The organism is Neptuniibacter sp. SY11_33, assembly GCF_047778025.1.
Taxonomy (GTDB): domain Bacteria; phylum Pseudomonadota; class Gammaproteobacteria; order Pseudomonadales; family Balneatricaceae; genus Neptuniibacter.
The window spans coordinates 3,643,190-3,659,685 of the sequence record NZ_CP180543.1 but is presented as its reverse complement, the minus strand read 5'-3'; the positions used below and the strand labels follow the sequence as shown (position 1 = coordinate 3,659,685).

At 45.4% G+C, this 16,496-nt stretch carries 13 protein-coding genes and 1 rRNA gene; 10 read left to right on the top strand and 4 right to left on the bottom strand.

Features of this window, described 5'->3' with window-relative positions; genetic code table 11:
• Window positions 1-56: 56 nt before the first annotated feature.
• From uvrD to ACMXYV_RS17400, 3 genes are all read right to left on the bottom strand, one after another.
• On the bottom strand, window positions 57-2,270 hold the full coding sequence (uvrD, locus tag ACMXYV_RS17410) for a DNA helicase II (RefSeq protein ID WP_415889660.1): 2,214 nt from the start codon (window positions 2,268-2,270) through the stop codon (window positions 57-59).
• 120 nt (window positions 2,271-2,390) lie between these two features.
• Window positions 2,391-3,347: a homoserine kinase gene (locus ACMXYV_RS17405; protein ID WP_415889659.1), complete on the bottom strand. Its 957-nt coding sequence runs from the start codon at window positions 3,345-3,347 to the stop codon at window positions 2,391-2,393.
• Between the two features lie 46 nt (window positions 3,348-3,393).
• The gene (locus ACMXYV_RS17400; RefSeq protein ID WP_415889658.1) at window positions 3,394-3,672 is read right to left on the bottom strand and encodes a DUF2782 domain-containing protein; all 279 of its coding nucleotides are present in this window, start codon (window positions 3,670-3,672) and stop codon (window positions 3,394-3,396) included.
• Between the two features lie 93 nt (window positions 3,673-3,765).
• Here ACMXYV_RS17400 and polA point away from each other — a divergent pair, with 93 nt between their 5' ends.
• Complete coding sequence (gene polA, locus ACMXYV_RS17395) at window positions 3,766-6,531, top strand: DNA polymerase I (protein ID WP_415889657.1); 2,766 nt, start codon at window positions 3,766-3,768, stop codon at window positions 6,529-6,531.
• Window positions 6,532-6,715: 184 nt separating this feature from the next.
• Here polA and yihA read toward each other — a convergent pair whose 3' ends face one another.
• A complete protein-coding gene (gene yihA, locus ACMXYV_RS17390; protein ID WP_415889656.1) occupies window positions 6,716-7,366 on the bottom strand; it encodes a ribosome biogenesis GTP-binding protein YihA/YsxC in 651 nt (216 codons plus the stop codon).
• Between the two features lie 214 nt (window positions 7,367-7,580).
• Between yihA and ACMXYV_RS17385 the strand changes: the two genes are divergently transcribed.
• The 9 genes from ACMXYV_RS17385 to ACMXYV_RS17345 all read left to right on the top strand — a co-directional run bounded on the left by ACMXYV_RS17385 (window position 7,581) and on the right by ACMXYV_RS17345 (window position 16,441).
• Entirely contained in the window at window positions 7,581-8,186 is a 606-nt protein-coding gene (locus tag ACMXYV_RS17385) for a c-type cytochrome (RefSeq protein ID WP_415882867.1), read from the top strand.
• Between the two features lie 114 nt (window positions 8,187-8,300).
• Window positions 8,301-8,924, top strand: coding sequence for a thiol:disulfide interchange protein DsbA/DsbL (locus tag ACMXYV_RS17380; RefSeq protein WP_415889655.1), 624 nt, complete (start codon window positions 8,301-8,303; stop codon window positions 8,922-8,924).
• Between the two features lie 135 nt (window positions 8,925-9,059).
• Complete coding sequence (locus tag ACMXYV_RS17375) at window positions 9,060-10,649, top strand: diguanylate cyclase (protein ID WP_415889654.1); 1,590 nt, start codon at window positions 9,060-9,062, stop codon at window positions 10,647-10,649.
• Window positions 10,650-10,694: 45 nt separating this feature from the next.
• On the top strand, window positions 10,695-12,329 hold the full coding sequence (gene ubiB, locus ACMXYV_RS17370; RefSeq protein ID WP_415889653.1) for a ubiquinone biosynthesis regulatory protein kinase UbiB: 1,635 nt from the start codon (window positions 10,695-10,697) through the stop codon (window positions 12,327-12,329).
• Between the two features lie 87 nt (window positions 12,330-12,416).
• The gene (locus tag ACMXYV_RS17365; RefSeq protein ID WP_415889652.1) at window positions 12,417-12,749 is read left to right on the top strand and encodes a phosphoribosyl-ATP diphosphatase; all 333 of its coding nucleotides are present in this window, start codon (window positions 12,417-12,419) and stop codon (window positions 12,747-12,749) included.
• Window positions 12,750-12,852: 103 nt separating this feature from the next.
• Window positions 12,853-13,107 carry a Sec-independent protein translocase subunit TatA gene (gene tatA, locus ACMXYV_RS17360; RefSeq protein WP_415889651.1) on the top strand — a complete coding sequence of 85 codons (255 nt, stop codon included), beginning with the start codon at window positions 12,853-12,855 and terminating at the stop codon, window positions 13,105-13,107.
• A gap of 12 nt (window positions 13,108-13,119) precedes the next feature.
• Window positions 13,120-13,491 (top strand): Sec-independent protein translocase protein TatB, encoded by a 372-nt coding sequence (tatB, locus tag ACMXYV_RS17355; RefSeq protein WP_415889650.1) that lies wholly within the window; start codon window positions 13,120-13,122, stop codon window positions 13,489-13,491.
• Window positions 13,488-14,291: a twin-arginine translocase subunit TatC gene (gene tatC / locus ACMXYV_RS17350; protein ID WP_415889649.1), complete on the top strand. Its 804-nt coding sequence runs from the start codon at window positions 13,488-13,490 to the stop codon at window positions 14,289-14,291. The genes tatB and tatC overlap by 4 nt, the downstream gene beginning before the upstream one ends.
• 609 nt (window positions 14,292-14,900) lie before the next feature.
• Window positions 14,901-16,441 (top strand): 16S ribosomal RNA (locus ACMXYV_RS17345).
• Window positions 16,442-16,496: the final 55 nt, after the last annotated feature.

Sequence of the window (16,496 nt, the reverse complement as noted above, 5' to 3'; positions counted from 1 at the left end):
ACTTTTGGGAATTGGCCTTCCTCTAATCGGAAAAAGGTTAGGAAATTAATCGATACTTATAATGGCGTAAGATTAGCAAAGCCAACCACTAGCCATTTACTGCCTTCATAATCAAAATTTACTTGAACGCGTGCTTTAGGCCCCGAACCTTCAAAGTTAAGCACAGTGCCTTCACCAAATTTGCTATGCATAACACGCTGACCAAGGGCAAGGTTGGTTTCTGGGACATCACTGCTGCCCAGTGAGCTGCTACCAAATAAGCTACTGCCTTGGTTATCGTTATGGCGGCTGGTCATTGGACGGCTAACACTAGCGTTGAGGCGAACCTCTTCCATCAAGTCGTTTGGAATTTCACCAATAAAACGGGATGGTCGATTGTAGTTATCTTGTCCGTGCAAGCGACGTGATTCAGCGTAAGTGATAAACAGCTTCTGCATCGCACGGGTAATGCCTACATAGCAGAGGCGACGTTCTTCTTCTAAACGCCCCGGTTCTTCTATAGACATCTTATGCGGGAACAAACCTTCCTCTACACCGGCCAAGAATACCTGTGGGAATTCCAGACCTTTAGCGGAGTGAAGGGTCATGAGTTGCACACTGTCTTGGTAATCATCTGCTTGTGCATCACCGGCATCTAGCGCTGCTTGGTCTAAAAATGCCGCAAGCGGGGAGTTGAATTCCTCATCCAGAAACTCATCCCACTGGCTGTTGAACTGCTTCGCCGCAGTAACCAGCTCTTCCAAGTTTTCGATACGGGATTGAGCTTTCTCGCCTTTCTCTTTTTTGTGGTGCTCGATCAGCCCGGAGTGTTGGATAACGTGTTCAGTCTGTTCGTGTAGCAGGGTATCTTCGGTATCTTGTGCCATCTGATTAATCAGATCTAAGAAAGCCTGTAGGGCATTGGAAGCACGCGCTGGTAGTTTTTTCAGTTCCACAATTTCGTTGGATGCGCGCCACATAGATATTGCTTGGCTACGAGCATGCTCGCGGATAATTTCGATGGTTCGTGTGCCTATACCGCGTGTTGGTACATTGATTACACGCTCCATTGAGGTGTCATCGTCGCGGTTGCTTAGCAGGCGCATATAGGAAAGCGCATTTTTGATTTCAAGGCGTTCATAGAAGCGTTGGCCACCGTAAATACGGTAGGGTACGCCACTACGAATCAAGGCTTCCTCGAGTACTCGGGACTGGGCATTAGAGCGGTACAGAATCGCGCACTCTTTACGGAGATTGCCCTCTTGTTCCCATTTTCCGATTTGATCGACGATAAAGCGCGCTTCGTCTTGTTCGTTGAAGGCGGCATATAAAGAGATTGGCTCGCCTTCGCCCGATTCCGTATGTAGCTCTTTACCTAAACGACCTTGGTTGTTGCGGATGACTTCGTTGGCAGCGCGCAGAATCGTCTCTGTAGAACGGTAGTTTTGTTCTAGTTTGATCGTTTCTGTACCCGGGAAGTGAACCGGTAGGTTCTGGATATTTTCGATCTTCGCGCCACGCCAGCCGTAGATAGACTGGTCATCATCACCTACGGCCATTAATTTCTTCTGACCGCCACAAAGTAGTTGCAGCCAGCCGTACTGAATTGTGTTGGTGTCTTGGAACTCGTCCACAAGAATGTAGCGGAAGCGCTCTTGATAGTGCTCTAGTAGAGCTGGGTTCTTATCGCGGAACAGTTCAAGAGAGCGCAGCAAAAGCTCGCCAAAGTCGATCATGCCGCCACGTTCGCAGGCTTGCTCGTAAGCTTCGTACACTGCCAGCATCTGACGATCATTCAGATCATGGCGTGGTTCGATATGTTTAGCGCGTAGGCCATTATCTTTCTTATCGTTTATGTACCACTGGAATTGGCGAGCCGGCCAACGTTTATCATCCAGATTCATCTCTTTGGCTAAACGTTTAATCAGACGAAGCTGATCGTCGCTGTCCATAATCTGGAAGTTTTCAGGTAAGCCAGCATCCTGCCAGTGAGCACGCAGAATACGGTGGGCCAAACCGTGGAAGGTGCCGACCCACATACCTTGAGGATTGATGCCCAATAGCTCCTCAATACGGCCACGCATCTCTTTAGCTGCTTTGTTGGTGAACGTAACCGCCATAATAGAGTAGGGCGACATTCCTTCTGTCTGAATCAACCAAGCAATTCGGTGTACCAATACGCGGGTTTTACCGGAGCCTGCGCCGGCTAAAACCAGTAAGTTTTGTACCGGAGCGGTTACAGCATTGCGTTGGGCATCGTTCAGAGAATCGATAATGTGAGTTACGTCCATAGCGGCTTTTTGTTCACTGTATAAATAATCAGTGGCTGATTATAGCGGGTGTTAGCAAAAGAGGGCAGTGTTGATTTACGAAGACCCTATGTCTGGGGTCTTCGTATCGGAAATCAGCGATTAAGGTAGCTGACTAGGATTGTTACGGCGATAGATCAGGATCTGTTTTAGCTCTTCCGGATCTTTCAGCTTCTGCTCGCTGTTTTCATCTAACCATGGGATCAAACGAGATAGCCAGAAACGCATCGCGGCAGTACAAGTCAGTACAGGCCAAGCTTTGTATTCATCCTGAGTAAAAGGGCGGGCTTTAGCATAGGCCGTTAGCAGAGCTTGCTCTCGTGCACTATCAATCGAGCCATCAGGGCGGCAGCACCAATCATTAGCCACGATCGCTAGATCAAATAGAAGATAGGCGGTAGCGGCGTTATAGAGATCTAAGACCGCGCTAACGTCAGTTCCTTGGAACAGCACATTATCGTGGAACAGATCACCGTGAATTGTGCCGGCTTTGATATCGCCCGGCTGCTCGCGAAGTTGATCAAAACGCACTACTTCTTCTTGCAGCAGAGTCTGATCATCTTCAGGCAATTTACTACGAATGAGTTCGCTCTCTCTACGCCACCAGAAAACACCGCGGTGCGCTTGGCGCTCAAGATAGAAGTCTTCAGCAGCAACGTGGAACTCGCCTAAGACTTGACCGATGGCAGCACAATGCTCAGGTGTAAGCTCTTGCTGACCCACATGCTCACCAAAGAACCTTGGCTGTAGCGCAGCAGGTTTCTTTTTTAGTTGCTTGAGGCCGATACCATTTCGATCCTGAATGGCAAAAGGTACAGCGATATTTCGCTGCGATAGCCATTGGCATAGCTCGACAAAGTATGGCAGCTCTTCGTAGCTAAGCTCTTCAAACAAAGTGAGTACATACTCCGTCTCAACCCCATCATTTTTTAGGGTGACAAAGTAGTTGGTATTTTCGATACCACCATCAATACCTTTGTAACTGACTAACTCTCCCAGATCATAATCTTTAAGGAATGCCGTTAAGTCAGTGTCATTAAGTTGCGTATATACAGCCAAGCGCTTTACTCACTTCGTAAAATTGAATTCGTTTGTTCCTGCGGATTTACCAGCGGAACAGCACCCATTTAGGGATCAGCATTTGTGACTCTTCATGACGAATAAATGCGCCATCACCCGGTGCTGGAACCAGATAGTATTCTTTACCGTTTTTCGGCACGACCTTAATCTCCTGAAGCTGACCATTTACGCGATACTCGTAATAGGTTTTATCTTCTTCGTGGAAGATTGTGATCTGTGGTTCGTCTTCATCAACCAGCGGTGGAACTTCGGCATAAGCTACAGGTGTCACGGCAAGTAGTGCTGCTAATAGTAGCTTTTTCATTATTCTTTCCTCTTTCAGGGCAAGATTTCTTTTGGCAGATGAGCTTATCGACTATGATCGGGTTTTTGAAGAATAACCAACCCGGATTTCCTGATGAGCGAACAGCAGCAAGCCAACTCCTCTCCTTTAATTTTAGTCGACGGTTCCTCTTATTTATACCGTGCTTTTTTTGCTTCACAACAGGCTGACCTGCGAAATTCTGCGGGAATCCCAACAGGAGCGATCCGAGTTGTCACTTCAATGCTGAAAAGCTTGATCAAGCAGTATCCAGAAAGCCCAATTGCAGTGATCTTTGATGCCAAAGGTAAAACCTTTCGTGATGAGCTCTACAGCGATTACAAAGCCCAGCGCCCACCGATGCCGGATGATCTACGTAGTCAGGTAGAACCGATTCACAACATTGTTAAAGCTTTGGGTATGCCGCTTATCGTAGAGCCGGGTGTTGAGGCGGATGATGTCATCGGTACTATGGCTCTTGAAGCTAGCGCTCAAGGGATCGATACCCTGATATCTACAGGTGACAAGGATATGGCGCAGTTGGTGGATCAACATGTAACGCTTATCAATACGATGACTGACACCATCATGGATATTGAGGGTGTGAAAGAGAAGTTTGGTATTCCGCCAGAGCTGATCATCGATTACCTGGCATTGATGGGCGATAAAGTCGATAACATTCCAGGCGTTCCGGGCGTGGGTGAAAAGACGGCATTGGCTTTGCTGCAAGGTATCGGCGGTATTAAAGATCTATACGAAAACTTAGATAAAATTGCTGATCTTGGTTTCCGTGGCTCAAAAACCATGGCGAAGAAACTAGAAGATAACCGTGAAGAAGCGGATCTATCTTACCTATTGGCAACGATTAAAACCGACGTTGAGCTGCATGAAAAAGTCGCAGAGATCGTTAAGCCAGAGCCAAACAAAGAGCAGTTAATCGAGTTATACAAAGAATTTGAATTCAAGACATGGGTGCGTGAGTTGGAATCTGGTGAGAGCGGTGCCGCAGTGGCCGCTGATCCGTCAGAACCATCTACTCCAGAAGCACCTAAAGATGTTGAATACACAGCAGTGCTTACAGAAGCTGATCTAGATAGCTGGATTGAAAAGTTATCCACAGCTGAACTTTTTGCCTTCGATACAGAAACGACCAGCCTCAACTATATGGAAGCTGAGCTGGTGGGCGTTTCCTTTGCTGTAGAGCCGGGCAAAGCTGCTTATGTGCCTGTTGCGCATGATTATATGGGCGCACCAGAGCAGGTTAGTCGTGATGTTCTTCTTACTAAGCTGAAACCACTGTTAGAAAGCGAAGATCACAAAAAGATCGGTCAGCATATTAAATACGATATGAACGTATTGGCTCGTTATGATGTCGACCTAAAAGGTGTAGCGTTCGATACTATGCTGGAATCCTACGTGTTGAACTCCACTGCTACGCGTCACGATATGGACAGTTTGGCTGATCGTTATCTGGGTGTGAAAACGGTTAAGTTTGAAGAGATTGCCGGTAAAGGTAAAAAACAGCTGACGTTCAACCAGATTGAACTAGAACAAGCGGCGCCATATGCAGCGGAAGATGCTGATATCACCCTGCGTCTACATCAAGCGATCGATAACCAGTTAAGCCAAGATAAAACGCTAAGCAAAGTTTTCAATGAAATTGAGAAGCCGCTGATTCCAGTATTGTCGCGTATCGAACGCAACGGTGCTTTGGTTGATGCGTCGATGCTCGGTGAGCAAAGTATCGAACTGGCTGCTCGCATGGTGGAGCTGGAACGCGAAGCTTACGATATTGCTGGGAAAGAGTTTAATCTGGCGTCACCAAAACAGCTGCAGCAGATTTTGTTTGAAGAACAGGGTATTCCTGTTATCAAAAAGACGCCCAAAGGCGCGCCATCAACTGCTGAGGAAGTTTTACAAGAGCTGGCTCTGGAATACCCATTGCCGAAATTGATTCTTGAACATCGTAGTTTGAGTAAGCTGAAATCGACATACACCGATAAGCTTCCGCTGATGATTAGTCCAAGCACTGGGCGTATCCATACCTCTTACCATCAAGCGGTGACCGCAACAGGTCGACTATCGTCAACAGATCCAAACCTGCAGAACATTCCTGTGCGTACCCAGGAAGGCCGCCGTATTCGTCATGCTTTTATCGCTCCAAAAGGTTACACGGTTGTTGCTGCCGATTACTCTCAAATCGAACTGCGTATTATGGCGCACCTGTCTCAGGATCAGGGCCTACTGGATGCTTTCTCTAAAGGCGCGGATATCCACCGTGCGACAGCGGCTGAAGTTTTCAAAGTTGAACTTGATCAGGTCTCTGATGATCAACGTCGCAGTGCTAAAGCGATCAACTTCGGTTTGATCTACGGTATGTCTGCGTTTGGTTTAGCGAAACAGCTAGGTATCGCCCGTAAAGATGCGGCGCAATATATCGAACACTATTTCGAGACCTATCCGGGTGTGCAGCATTATATGGATGATATTCGGACAAAAGCACAGGAGCAGGGTTACGTTGAAACGCTGTTTGGCCGCCGTTTGTACCTACCTGAGATTAAAGCTAAAAATGCGATGCGCCGTCAGGCAGCAGAACGTACTGCGATCAATGCGCCAATGCAGGGTACAGCCGCAGATATCATCAAACGCGCGATGGTGGCGGTCGATGCTTGGTTAGCCGAGTCCGATTTTGATGTCCGCATGATTATGCAGGTACACGATGAATTGGTTTTTGAAGTACGTGAAGATCAGGTAGATGCTTTCGTTGCTGAAGTGAAAGATCAGATGGCAGGTGCGGCCGATCTAGATGTTCCACTACTGGTTGAAGCCGGTGTAGGTGAGAACTGGGAGCAAGCTCACTAAGTTCAGAAAATATTATTGAATGTTTTTTGAACAAAAGGGAACTTTTAAAAATATATAGAGTCACAGCTTTAAGAGTCACTTACACATTCATCGTGCCATGGCTGTGGCTCTTTACAACAAGCATGCGTTAAAGCCCTGAGAAATTGACAGTTCCCCTTCCTAAGTTTCCCAGGGCTTTCTTTTGTTATTCGCCTTCAAATTCCTCTTCGAAATCATCTTCCGGCAGTAACCATAGATCCAAACGTTGTCTTAGCTGATCGACATTCTGTTTCTTCAACGCAGAGAAGGTTTGCACAGTAACCAGATCGCCTAGAACGGCAGTTAGTTCCTTGCGAATCTTCAACATAGTCGACTGAGCAGGGCCTTTTTTCAGCTTATCGGATTTGGTGAGAAGTACATGAAGCGGCATCTCAGTACTTAGACACCAATCAACCATCATCTGATCGAACTCTTTCATTGGATGACGAATATCCATTACAAGTACTACGCCTTGTAGGCATTGGCGTTTTTGTAAGTACTCTTCCAAGTGTTGCTGCCAATGCTGCTTCATTGCGACAGGTACTTTTGCATAGCCATAACCCGGTAGATCGACAATACGCACGCCTTCGATATTCAGATCGAAGAAGTTAATCAATTGGGTACGGCCTGGCGTTTTCGAAGTACGTGCTAATTTGTTGTTATTGGTCAGCGTGTTAATCGCACTGGATTTACCTGCATTTGAGCGGCCTGCGAAAGCGACTTCTGCGCCTATATCCGCCGGACACTGGTGTAATTTTGCCGCACTCTTATTAAATTTTGCGGTGTTGTAGTGAACGGTTTTTTGATCTGAAGACATATTTTTAAGTCGCTTTTTAAGAAATCGCTACTAAAGGAACAGAGATTGCCGTTCCAGTTTGTGTGGATATTGGTTTATAATTGCGCCAATTTTACCTGCGAACAGGCCTAAGCTCTAGTCTGCAGGGAAGTGAGGATAACATCGGTCAACGCTTAATGACTCATCATTACGCCTATGGCCGTCTAATTTTAATAGCAAGAGTCTGGGTTCATCGATGAATAAACTACTGATTAGCTTGCTGGTGACCGTTGGTATCACTGGTGTAGCTCACGCAGCGGGTGATGCTGCTAAAGGTAAAGGAATGACTGCAATGTGTGCTGCTTGTCACGGTGCTGACGGTAACAGTGCAATCGCAAACTTTCCTAAGCTAGCAGGTCAGAACGAAAAATATCTGATCAAACAGCTTCAAGATATCAAATCTGGTAAGCGTACAGTTGTAGAAATGACTGGTCTTCTAAACTCTTACAGCGACCAGGACATTGCTGATATCTCTGCTTACTTTGCTAAGCAGACAGGTACTGTAGGTCACGCTGCTAAAGATCTTGTTGAACAGGGTCAGAAAATCTACCGCGCAGGTATCGCAGATAAAGGCGTTGCGGCTTGTACAGCTTGTCACGCACCAACAGGTGAAGGTAACAGCCAAGCAGGTTTCCCAGGTATTGGCGGTCAGCACGCTGCATACACTGAAAAGCAGTTAAAAGATTTTGCTAAAGGCGCACGTAACAACGATCCACAGCAGATGATGCAGGATATTGCGGCTAAGCTAAGCGATGACGAAATCAAAGCGGTTTCTAGCTACATTCAAGGTCTGGGCAAGTAAGTTCAGCTTGGATTCAATAAAGGCAGCTTAGGCTGCCTTTTTTGTACGTGGTAGGAACTTAGGTTTTATTTTATTGTCTACCACCCGGTCCTATTGTTTTCGGAGCAAAGAATAATGAAAAAGTTTGGGTTGATGTTAGTGGCATTGCTTTTGCCGTTTATGGCACAGGCGGAAGATTTTAAAGAAGGTGTTCACTACGCAAAAGTTCCTGTTGTCGGTTTGAACAAACATAAAAATCAAATTGAAGTCATTGAAATGTTCGGATACCCATGTCCGCACTGTAATAACTTTGAGCCATTGATTAAGCATTGGGAAAAGAACCAAAACGAAGATGTAAAATTTGTTCGTACGCCTGCTGCTTGGAATCCAAGTTGGGAATTGATGGCTCGAGCTTTCTATGCGTCTGAATTTATGAAAACGTTGGATAAAACTCATGAAGCGACTTTTCATGCTATTCACGTTGAACGACGTCGTTTTAGAGGTAAAGAAGATTTTGTAGACTTCTACGGTAATCTAGGTGTAGATACAGGTAAATTCCAGAGCCTGTTCAACTCCTTTGCTGTTGAAACTAAGCTCAATCAGGGCCGTCAGCAATTACAAAATTATGGTATTAAAGGTGTGCCTGCGATGGTTGTGAATGGTAAATATCATGTTACAGCAGGTATGGCTGGTGGCCATAAGAAGATGCTTGAAGTCGTTGATTTCCTTGTCGAGAAGGAACGCTCTTCTAGCAAGTAAATAAAATATCCACGAAAAACGCCCTCTAGAGGGCGTTTTTTTATATCTGATTGATATCAGACCTAGTGCGAAGAACAGAGTTCGACTAACATGAAGTCTGACTGATGTTGAAGTTGTGTACTCCGAGGAACTGGTGTGGCAGAAGAACAGGTAGACTGGAAGAAAAAATACCGGGAACTGACTCTAGAGTTTGAGCAGTTTGAGCGTAAAAGTGTTGATACTGAACAGCAGCTACGCCAATTAGCCGGCTATATGTCTATCGGTTTGGAAGGTGATAATCCTCAATTTGATGCCGAACTAGCAGCATTAAAACCACTACTGCATGAACAGTGCACAGAACATCTCGGCTTTTTACAAAAAATCAGTCGTCGAATTGAAAAACAAGTTCAACATCGTGAAGACCTTCGTGGTAAAACGGCTAAGCAAACTGTTGCAGCACTTCTAAAGTGGATTCGTATGCTTCGCACTCAAGTGCAAAATAGCGGATCACAAAACCTACTAGATTCTCTCGAACGTCGCAGCAATGAAGTCGAAGATAAAGGCTACGAACTACCTGCCGTTCTTGCGGACCTGATTGAGCTTCAAAGCCATATTGAAACAGGTACAGAAGAGAGCGCTGAAATTAGTGACAGTGATTTCTCTTTAGATACGACTGCCACAACCGATGCCTTGGGCGATGAAGTTAAGTTACTCTTAAAACGTATTGGTGCTGAGCTATTAGAGCTTATCAGTGGCTTATATGTGCCTAAAGAGGAAAACCCGAACGCACGTAAGCTGGTAAAACGCATCGAAGATGGCTTTGAGCTACCTCATCTGCCAGAGATCGTACATCAAGTTGTTCAACTGGTGATCAAATCTACCAGTAATACCAGTGAAGACTTCGAAAATTACCTATTGGAACTCAGCACGCGTTTAACCGAGGTCCAAACTTTTGTAGTTGATAGCCGCCAAGAACAGCAAGAGATCGGTCAGAATCAGCGTGATCTTGATATTCAGGTTCGACGTGACGTTAAAAAACTGCATCACACTGTTAAGAATACCAATGATATTACAGACCTGAAGAAAGCGGTTTCACTGCAACTCTCGGGCCTTGTTCGTGCTATGGATAGCTTCAAAAAGAAAGAGGAAGAGCGCGAACAGCGATTACAAGGTCGTTATGAAGACTTGATCGATAAAGTTGAAATCATGGAGCAGGAAACGCGTAAGGTTAAGGCTCATATGGAAGAGGAACGCCTGCGCGCACGTACAGACCCTCTTACAGGCTTACCAAACCGTGCTGCATACGATGAACATATTGATCAGGAATATGAGCGTTGGTCGCGTTACCGTACTGCGTTTTCAGTTGTAGTTGGTGATCTGGATTTCTTTAAGAAAATTAACGACACCTACGGTCACTTAGCTGGTGATAAAGTGCTACGTTTGGTGGCTAAAGTTATCACTAAAAATATCCGTGTAACGGACTTTGTTGGTCGTTACGGCGGCGAAGAGTTTATTATTATCCTTCCTTCTACTGGTGCAGAAGAAGCCTCGCAGGCAATGGAAAAATTGCGAGAATCTTTAGCCAGCAGCCCATTTAATTTCCATGGCAAGCCCGTGGGGATTACAATGTCGTTCGGCGTAACAGAAATCAAAGAGGGTGATTCTCTTGATGATGTCTTTACCCGTGCTGATGAAGCATTGTATCAAGCAAAAGAAGATGGCCGTAACTTAGTCAGAACTAAGTAAAGTCACTACTTACCTATTAATTTTTAGCAACAAGGTTTCCCGGCTGTGAAACGTCTATCGCGAATTCTGAAGATCGTTCAGGTTTTTGCTCGGTATCGATTGGATACTCTATTTTTGGGTTTAGCCCTTCCTTGGTATGTTCGATGCCTGTTTTGGTTATTGCCTTGGCGTTTATTTATTCCAGCAAAGCAACCGCAAGCGGTACGTGTTCGTTTAGCGTTAGAAGCTTTGGGTCCCGTTTTTGTTAAATTCGGTCAGATGCTATCCACTCGCCGAGATCTATTGCCGGATGATCTGGCAGAGGAGCTAAAAAAACTACAGGATCGTGTACCGCCATTCTCTGGTCCGCAAGCACAAGGGTTGATTGAAAAAGCACTGGAAAAACCCGTAACTGAGCTTTTTGCTGAGTTTGAGGTTGAGCCAATGGCATCGGCTTCGGTCGCTCAGGTTCACAAAGCGACCATGCTTGACGGTAGCGAAGTGGTCGTTAAAGTTATCCGCCCAGGTATTGGTAAAACCATTCGTAAAGATGTGGACCTTCTCTTTAGCTTAGCGCGTCTTGTTCATGTCGTTTGGGAAGAAGGGCGTCGCTTGCGCCCGGTAGAAGTGGTCTCTGAATATGAACAGACAATTTTTGATGAGCTAGATCTGCGCAAAGAAGCCGCTAATGGATCTCAGTTAAGACGTAACTTTGAAAACAGCGATATTCTTTATATCCCTGAAATTTACTGGGATTATACGCGTTCTAATGTACTCGTAATGGAGCGTATTCACGGTATTCCCGTTGCTGAAGTTGATCAGTTAAATGAGCAAAATACCGATATGAAAGCGCTGGCTGAACGTGGCGTAGAAATCTTCTTTACTCAGGTATTTCGCGACAGCTTTTTCCATGCGGATATGCACCCAGGTAATATTTTTGTATCTCGCAATAATCCAAGTTCACCACAATATATCGCGGTAGATTTTGGGATCATTGGCTCGCTTACCCCAGAAGATCAAAGCTACCTAGCCCGCAACTTCCTAGCTTTCTTCAAACGTGACTACCGTATGGTAGCGCAATTGCACGTCGATTCAGGCTGGGTGCCTGCCGACACTAATGTGGATGCATTTGAAACGGCTATCCGCAGTGTGTGTGAGCCGATCTTCGAAAAGCCGTTAAAAGATATATCTTTTGGCCAGGTTCTTTTAGGTTTGTTCCAAACAGCGCGTCGCTTCAATATGGAGGTACAGCCACAGCTAGTACTTCTACAGAAAACGCTTCTAAATATCGAAGGCTTAGGACGACAGCTTTATCCTGATCTTGATCTGTGGGAAACGGGTAAGCCGTTTTTAGAGAACTGGATGAAAGAGCGAATGGGGCCAAAAGGTGTTTATCGTTCTATCAAACAGCAAGCGCCTGATTGGCTAGAAAAAATGCCGCATATGCCGCAGTTGATTTTTGACTCTCTAAATCAGATCAGGAATTTAGATAGCGCACGTCAGCGTGATATTAGAGCTTATCAGCAAGCGAAAGAAACATTAGAAAATAAAGCTTCAAGAAGACGCAATCTAGGGTTGATACTCATTGCGAGTGCTATAGCTGTTGCTAATCCAGATGTAATGGAATGGCTATGTGATTTACCAGTCAGTAGTTGGGTTCTGGCGGGTGTCGGCATAGTACTAATGTTGAAACGTTCATGATCCTCCTTTAGGAGGGGATGGTGGAAGCAATATTGATCGGGTATGCTTCCGCACGTAAGTTAGTCTTAATTGAAAGTGAGTGAATAAATGAGCGACGTATTAACTCAGCTGGGTGAAGTTCTGGAACAGCGTAAATCAGCAGCCCCAGATAGTTCATATGTATCTAGCTTACACGCTAAGGGCTTGAATAAGATCTTAGAGAAGGTCGGTGAAGAAGCAACAGAAACAATTCTGGCAGCTAAAGACGCACAGACCAGCGGTGACAATAAAGATGTCATCTATGAGACGGCTGATCTTTGGTTTCATAGCTTAGTTGCACTATCGCATCTAGGCGAAGAGCCTCAGGCAGTCCTAGATGAATTGGCGCGCAGATTTGATCTGTCGGGCCTAGAAGAAAAAGCGTCACGCGCTAAAAAATAAATATAGATCCTAATGCGTGCGCAAGCTTACGTAATTTAGATCATTCCAACAGATTTCTATGATGGCAGTTAAGACAATTGCCATGTGATAGCGGAGAGTAAAAATGGGTTTAGGTGGTATCAGTATTTGGCAGCTATTGATTATTTTGGCCATTATTATTCTGATTTTTGGCACTAAAAAATTCAAAAACATCGGCAGTGATCTAGGCGGTGCTGTTAAAGGCTTTAAGAAAGCCATGACAGAAGAAGAAAAAGCCAAAGAAGAAGCTGAAAATAAACAGATCAAACAGGAAGACGCTGATTTTACAGAGGCTAAAAAAGCTGACGACGTAAAAGATGAGCAGAAGTCTGACAAGTAACAGGCTTTAACTATGTTTGATATCGGTTTTGCCGAGCTACTCATTGTTGCAGTAGTTGCATTGGTTGTTCTTGGACCAGATAAATTGCCAACTGCTGTTAGAACTGTCGGAATGTGGATGGGGCGTATAAAACGTACTGTCTCCTCTATACAGACAGAAATTAGCGAAGAGCTAAGAGTAGAAGAATTAAAACGTACTACGGCTATTCAGAAACACGAGTTAGAAAAAGAACTTGATGAGATGCGCCAGCCATTTAATGATGCATTAAAAGAAGAAGTTCCAGTTAGCTCTAAGATTGTTCCGCCAGAAGCAACAGAAGAAAAGCCTCAATCTGCGAATGAGCCTAGCAAGGCTGATGACAATAGCAGTACAGGAAAAGCATGAGCAATCCGCAGCCTGAACACGATCAGGAACAGCCATTAATTAGCCATCTGGTTGAATTGCGCCAGAGGCTAATGTTTATCCTACTTATTATTTTAGGTTTCTTTCTTGGCTTATTTTATTTCGCCAATGATCTATATACCTATCTATCATCGCCGTTAACTGCATTGTTACCATCGGGTACAAGCATGATTGCGACCGATGTTACTTCTCCATTCTTTGCGCCTTTTAAGTTAACGCTTGTCGCTGCAATCTTTCTAGCGATGCCGTTTGTATTGCACCAAATATGGGGTTTTATAGCGCCTGGCTTATATAAGCACGAAAAACGTTTTGCAATACCGTTGTTAATATCGAGTATCTTTCTGTTTTATGCTGGTATTGCATTTGCCTACTTTGTGGTGTTTCCGCTTATCTTTGGCTTCTTTACTAGTGTTGGGCCAGAAAATGTTGCGGTAATGACGGATATAAGCAGCTACCTGAACTTCGTACTAAAGCTGTTCTTTGCATTTGGTATTGTATTTGAAATCCCGATTGCGACTCTGTTATTGATTTGGTCAGGAGCGGCGACTGTTGTTGGTCTAAGACAGAAACGAGCTTATGTGATTGTTGGCTGCTTTGTCTTGGGGATGTTGTTAACACCACCAGATGTAATTTCACAAAGCTTGTTAGCGCTTCCAATGTGGCTATTATTTGAAGCAGGCATCATCTTAGGTGTTATCTTTGTAAGAAAGAATACAGATGATGAAGAGCTTGCTGATGAGTTCGCTGCTGCAGATGAAGAACAAGAAAAAAATAGTAAATAGTAATTAAAAACTAGATAGTGGATTCTAAAAACGGTGTTTATGGAAAGATAAGCACCGTTTTTTTATGTCTGTAGAACAGTAACTAATCAATGCTGTATAACTAATAAACAAAATTGAATATTTATTCACTTTTTGTGTTTTTTTTACCATGTGCTGTTGACGTTGTTTGGGAAGTCTCTATAATTCGCCGTCCTTGCTTGGGGAGGCCGCTTTTTAAGGGGTTGGAGAGCCAAATAAGGTGTTCGGTAAGTGATTGAAAACATTTGTTTTTTAGGTTGCTTGCGGATCAGTGTTCAAAGTTCGTTTGCTGAGTAAATAGTTTTTACAAAATTGCAAAATAAACGGTTGACTTTGAATGAGCGCACAGTAGAATATGCGCCTCGCTTGAGACGAAACGCTGAGTCAGCGGAGAGTCAAAAAGCAACGCTCTTTAACAATTTGATCAGATAATTCGTGTGGGCGCTTGTTGAGAAGAAGCAAGCTTTTTCTAGACAAGCAACCAAGTGAATTCATTTAAAGCGATTTACAAAGGTTTAACGTTCTTAAGAATGTTATCCGGTTGTTTAGTACTAGAGCCCGTTACCACATTCCTGGTAACAACAATGATTTAAACTGAAGAGTTTGATCATGGCTCAGATTGAACGCTGGCGGCAGGCCTAACACATGCAAGTCGAACGGTAACATGACTAGCTTGCTAGTTGATGACGAGTGGCGGACGGGTGAGTAACGCGTAGGAATCTACCCAGTAGCGGGGGATAAGCCAGAGAAATTTGGTCTAATACCGCATACGCCCTAAGGGGGAAAGCAGGGGATCTTCGGACCTTGCACTATTGGATGAGCCTGCGTGAGATTAGCTTGTTGGTGAGGTAATGGCTCACCAAGGCAACGATCTCTAGCTGGTCTGAGAGGATGATCAGCCACACTGGAACTGAGACACGGTCCAGACTCCTACGGGAGGCAGCAGTGGGGAATATTGCACAATGGGCGCAAGCCTGATGCAGCCATGCCGCGTGTGTGAAGAAGGCCCTAGGGTTGTAAAGCACTTTCAGCAGTGAGGAAAGGTTGTACGTTAATACCGTGCAGCTGTGACGTTAACTGCAGAAGAAGCACCGGCTAACTCCGTGCCAGCAGCCGCGGTAATACGGAGGGTGCGAGCGTTAATCGGAATTACTGGGCGTAAAGCGCGCGTAGGTGGATTGGTCAGTCAGATGTGAAAGCCCAGGGCTCAACCTTGGAACTGCACCTGATACTGCCAATCTAGAATACGGTAGAGGGTAGTGGAATTTCCTGTGTAGCGGTGAAATGCGTAGATATAGGAAGGAACACCAGTGGCGAAGGCGACTACCTGGACCGATATTGACACTGAGGTGCGAAAGCGTGGGGAGCAAACAGGATTAGATACCCTGGTAGTCCACGCCGTAAACGATGTCTACTAGCCGTTGGGAGACTTGATCTTTTAGTGGCGCAGCTAACGCGATAAGTAGACCGCCTGGGGAGTACGGCCGCAAGGTTAAAACTCAAATGAATTGACGGGGGCCCGCACAAGCGGTGGAGCATGTGGTTTAATTCGACGCAACGCGAAGAACCTTACCAACTCTTGACATCCTGCGAACTTGCTAGAGATAGCTTGGTGCCTTCGGGAACGCAGAGACAGGTGCTGCATGGCTGTCGTCAGCTCGTGTTGTGAAATGTTGGGTTAAGTCCCGTAACGAGCGCAACCCTTGTCCTTATTTGCCAGCACGTAATGGTGGGAACTCTAAGGAGACTGCCGGTGACAAACCGGAGGAAGGTGGGGACGACGTCAAGTCATCATGGCCCTTACGAGTTGGGCTACACACGTGCTACAATGGTCGGTACAGAGGGCTGCAAACCTGCGAAGGTAAGCTAATCTCACAAAACCGGTCGTAGTCCGGATTGGAGTCTGCAACTCGACTCCATGAAGTCGGAATCGCTAGTAATCGTGGATCAGAATGCCACGGTGAATACGTTCCCGGGCCTTGTACACACCGCCCGTCACACCATGGGAGTGGATTGCACCAGAAGTAGCTAGCTTAACCTTCGGGAGGGCGGTTACCACGGTGTGGTTCATGACTGGGGTGAAGTCGTAACAAGGTAGCCCTAGGGGAACCTGGGGCTGGATCACCTCCTTAAACGAAAGCCGATTCTCGGCAAGCGTTCACACGAATTATCTGATCAGAGAAGTTA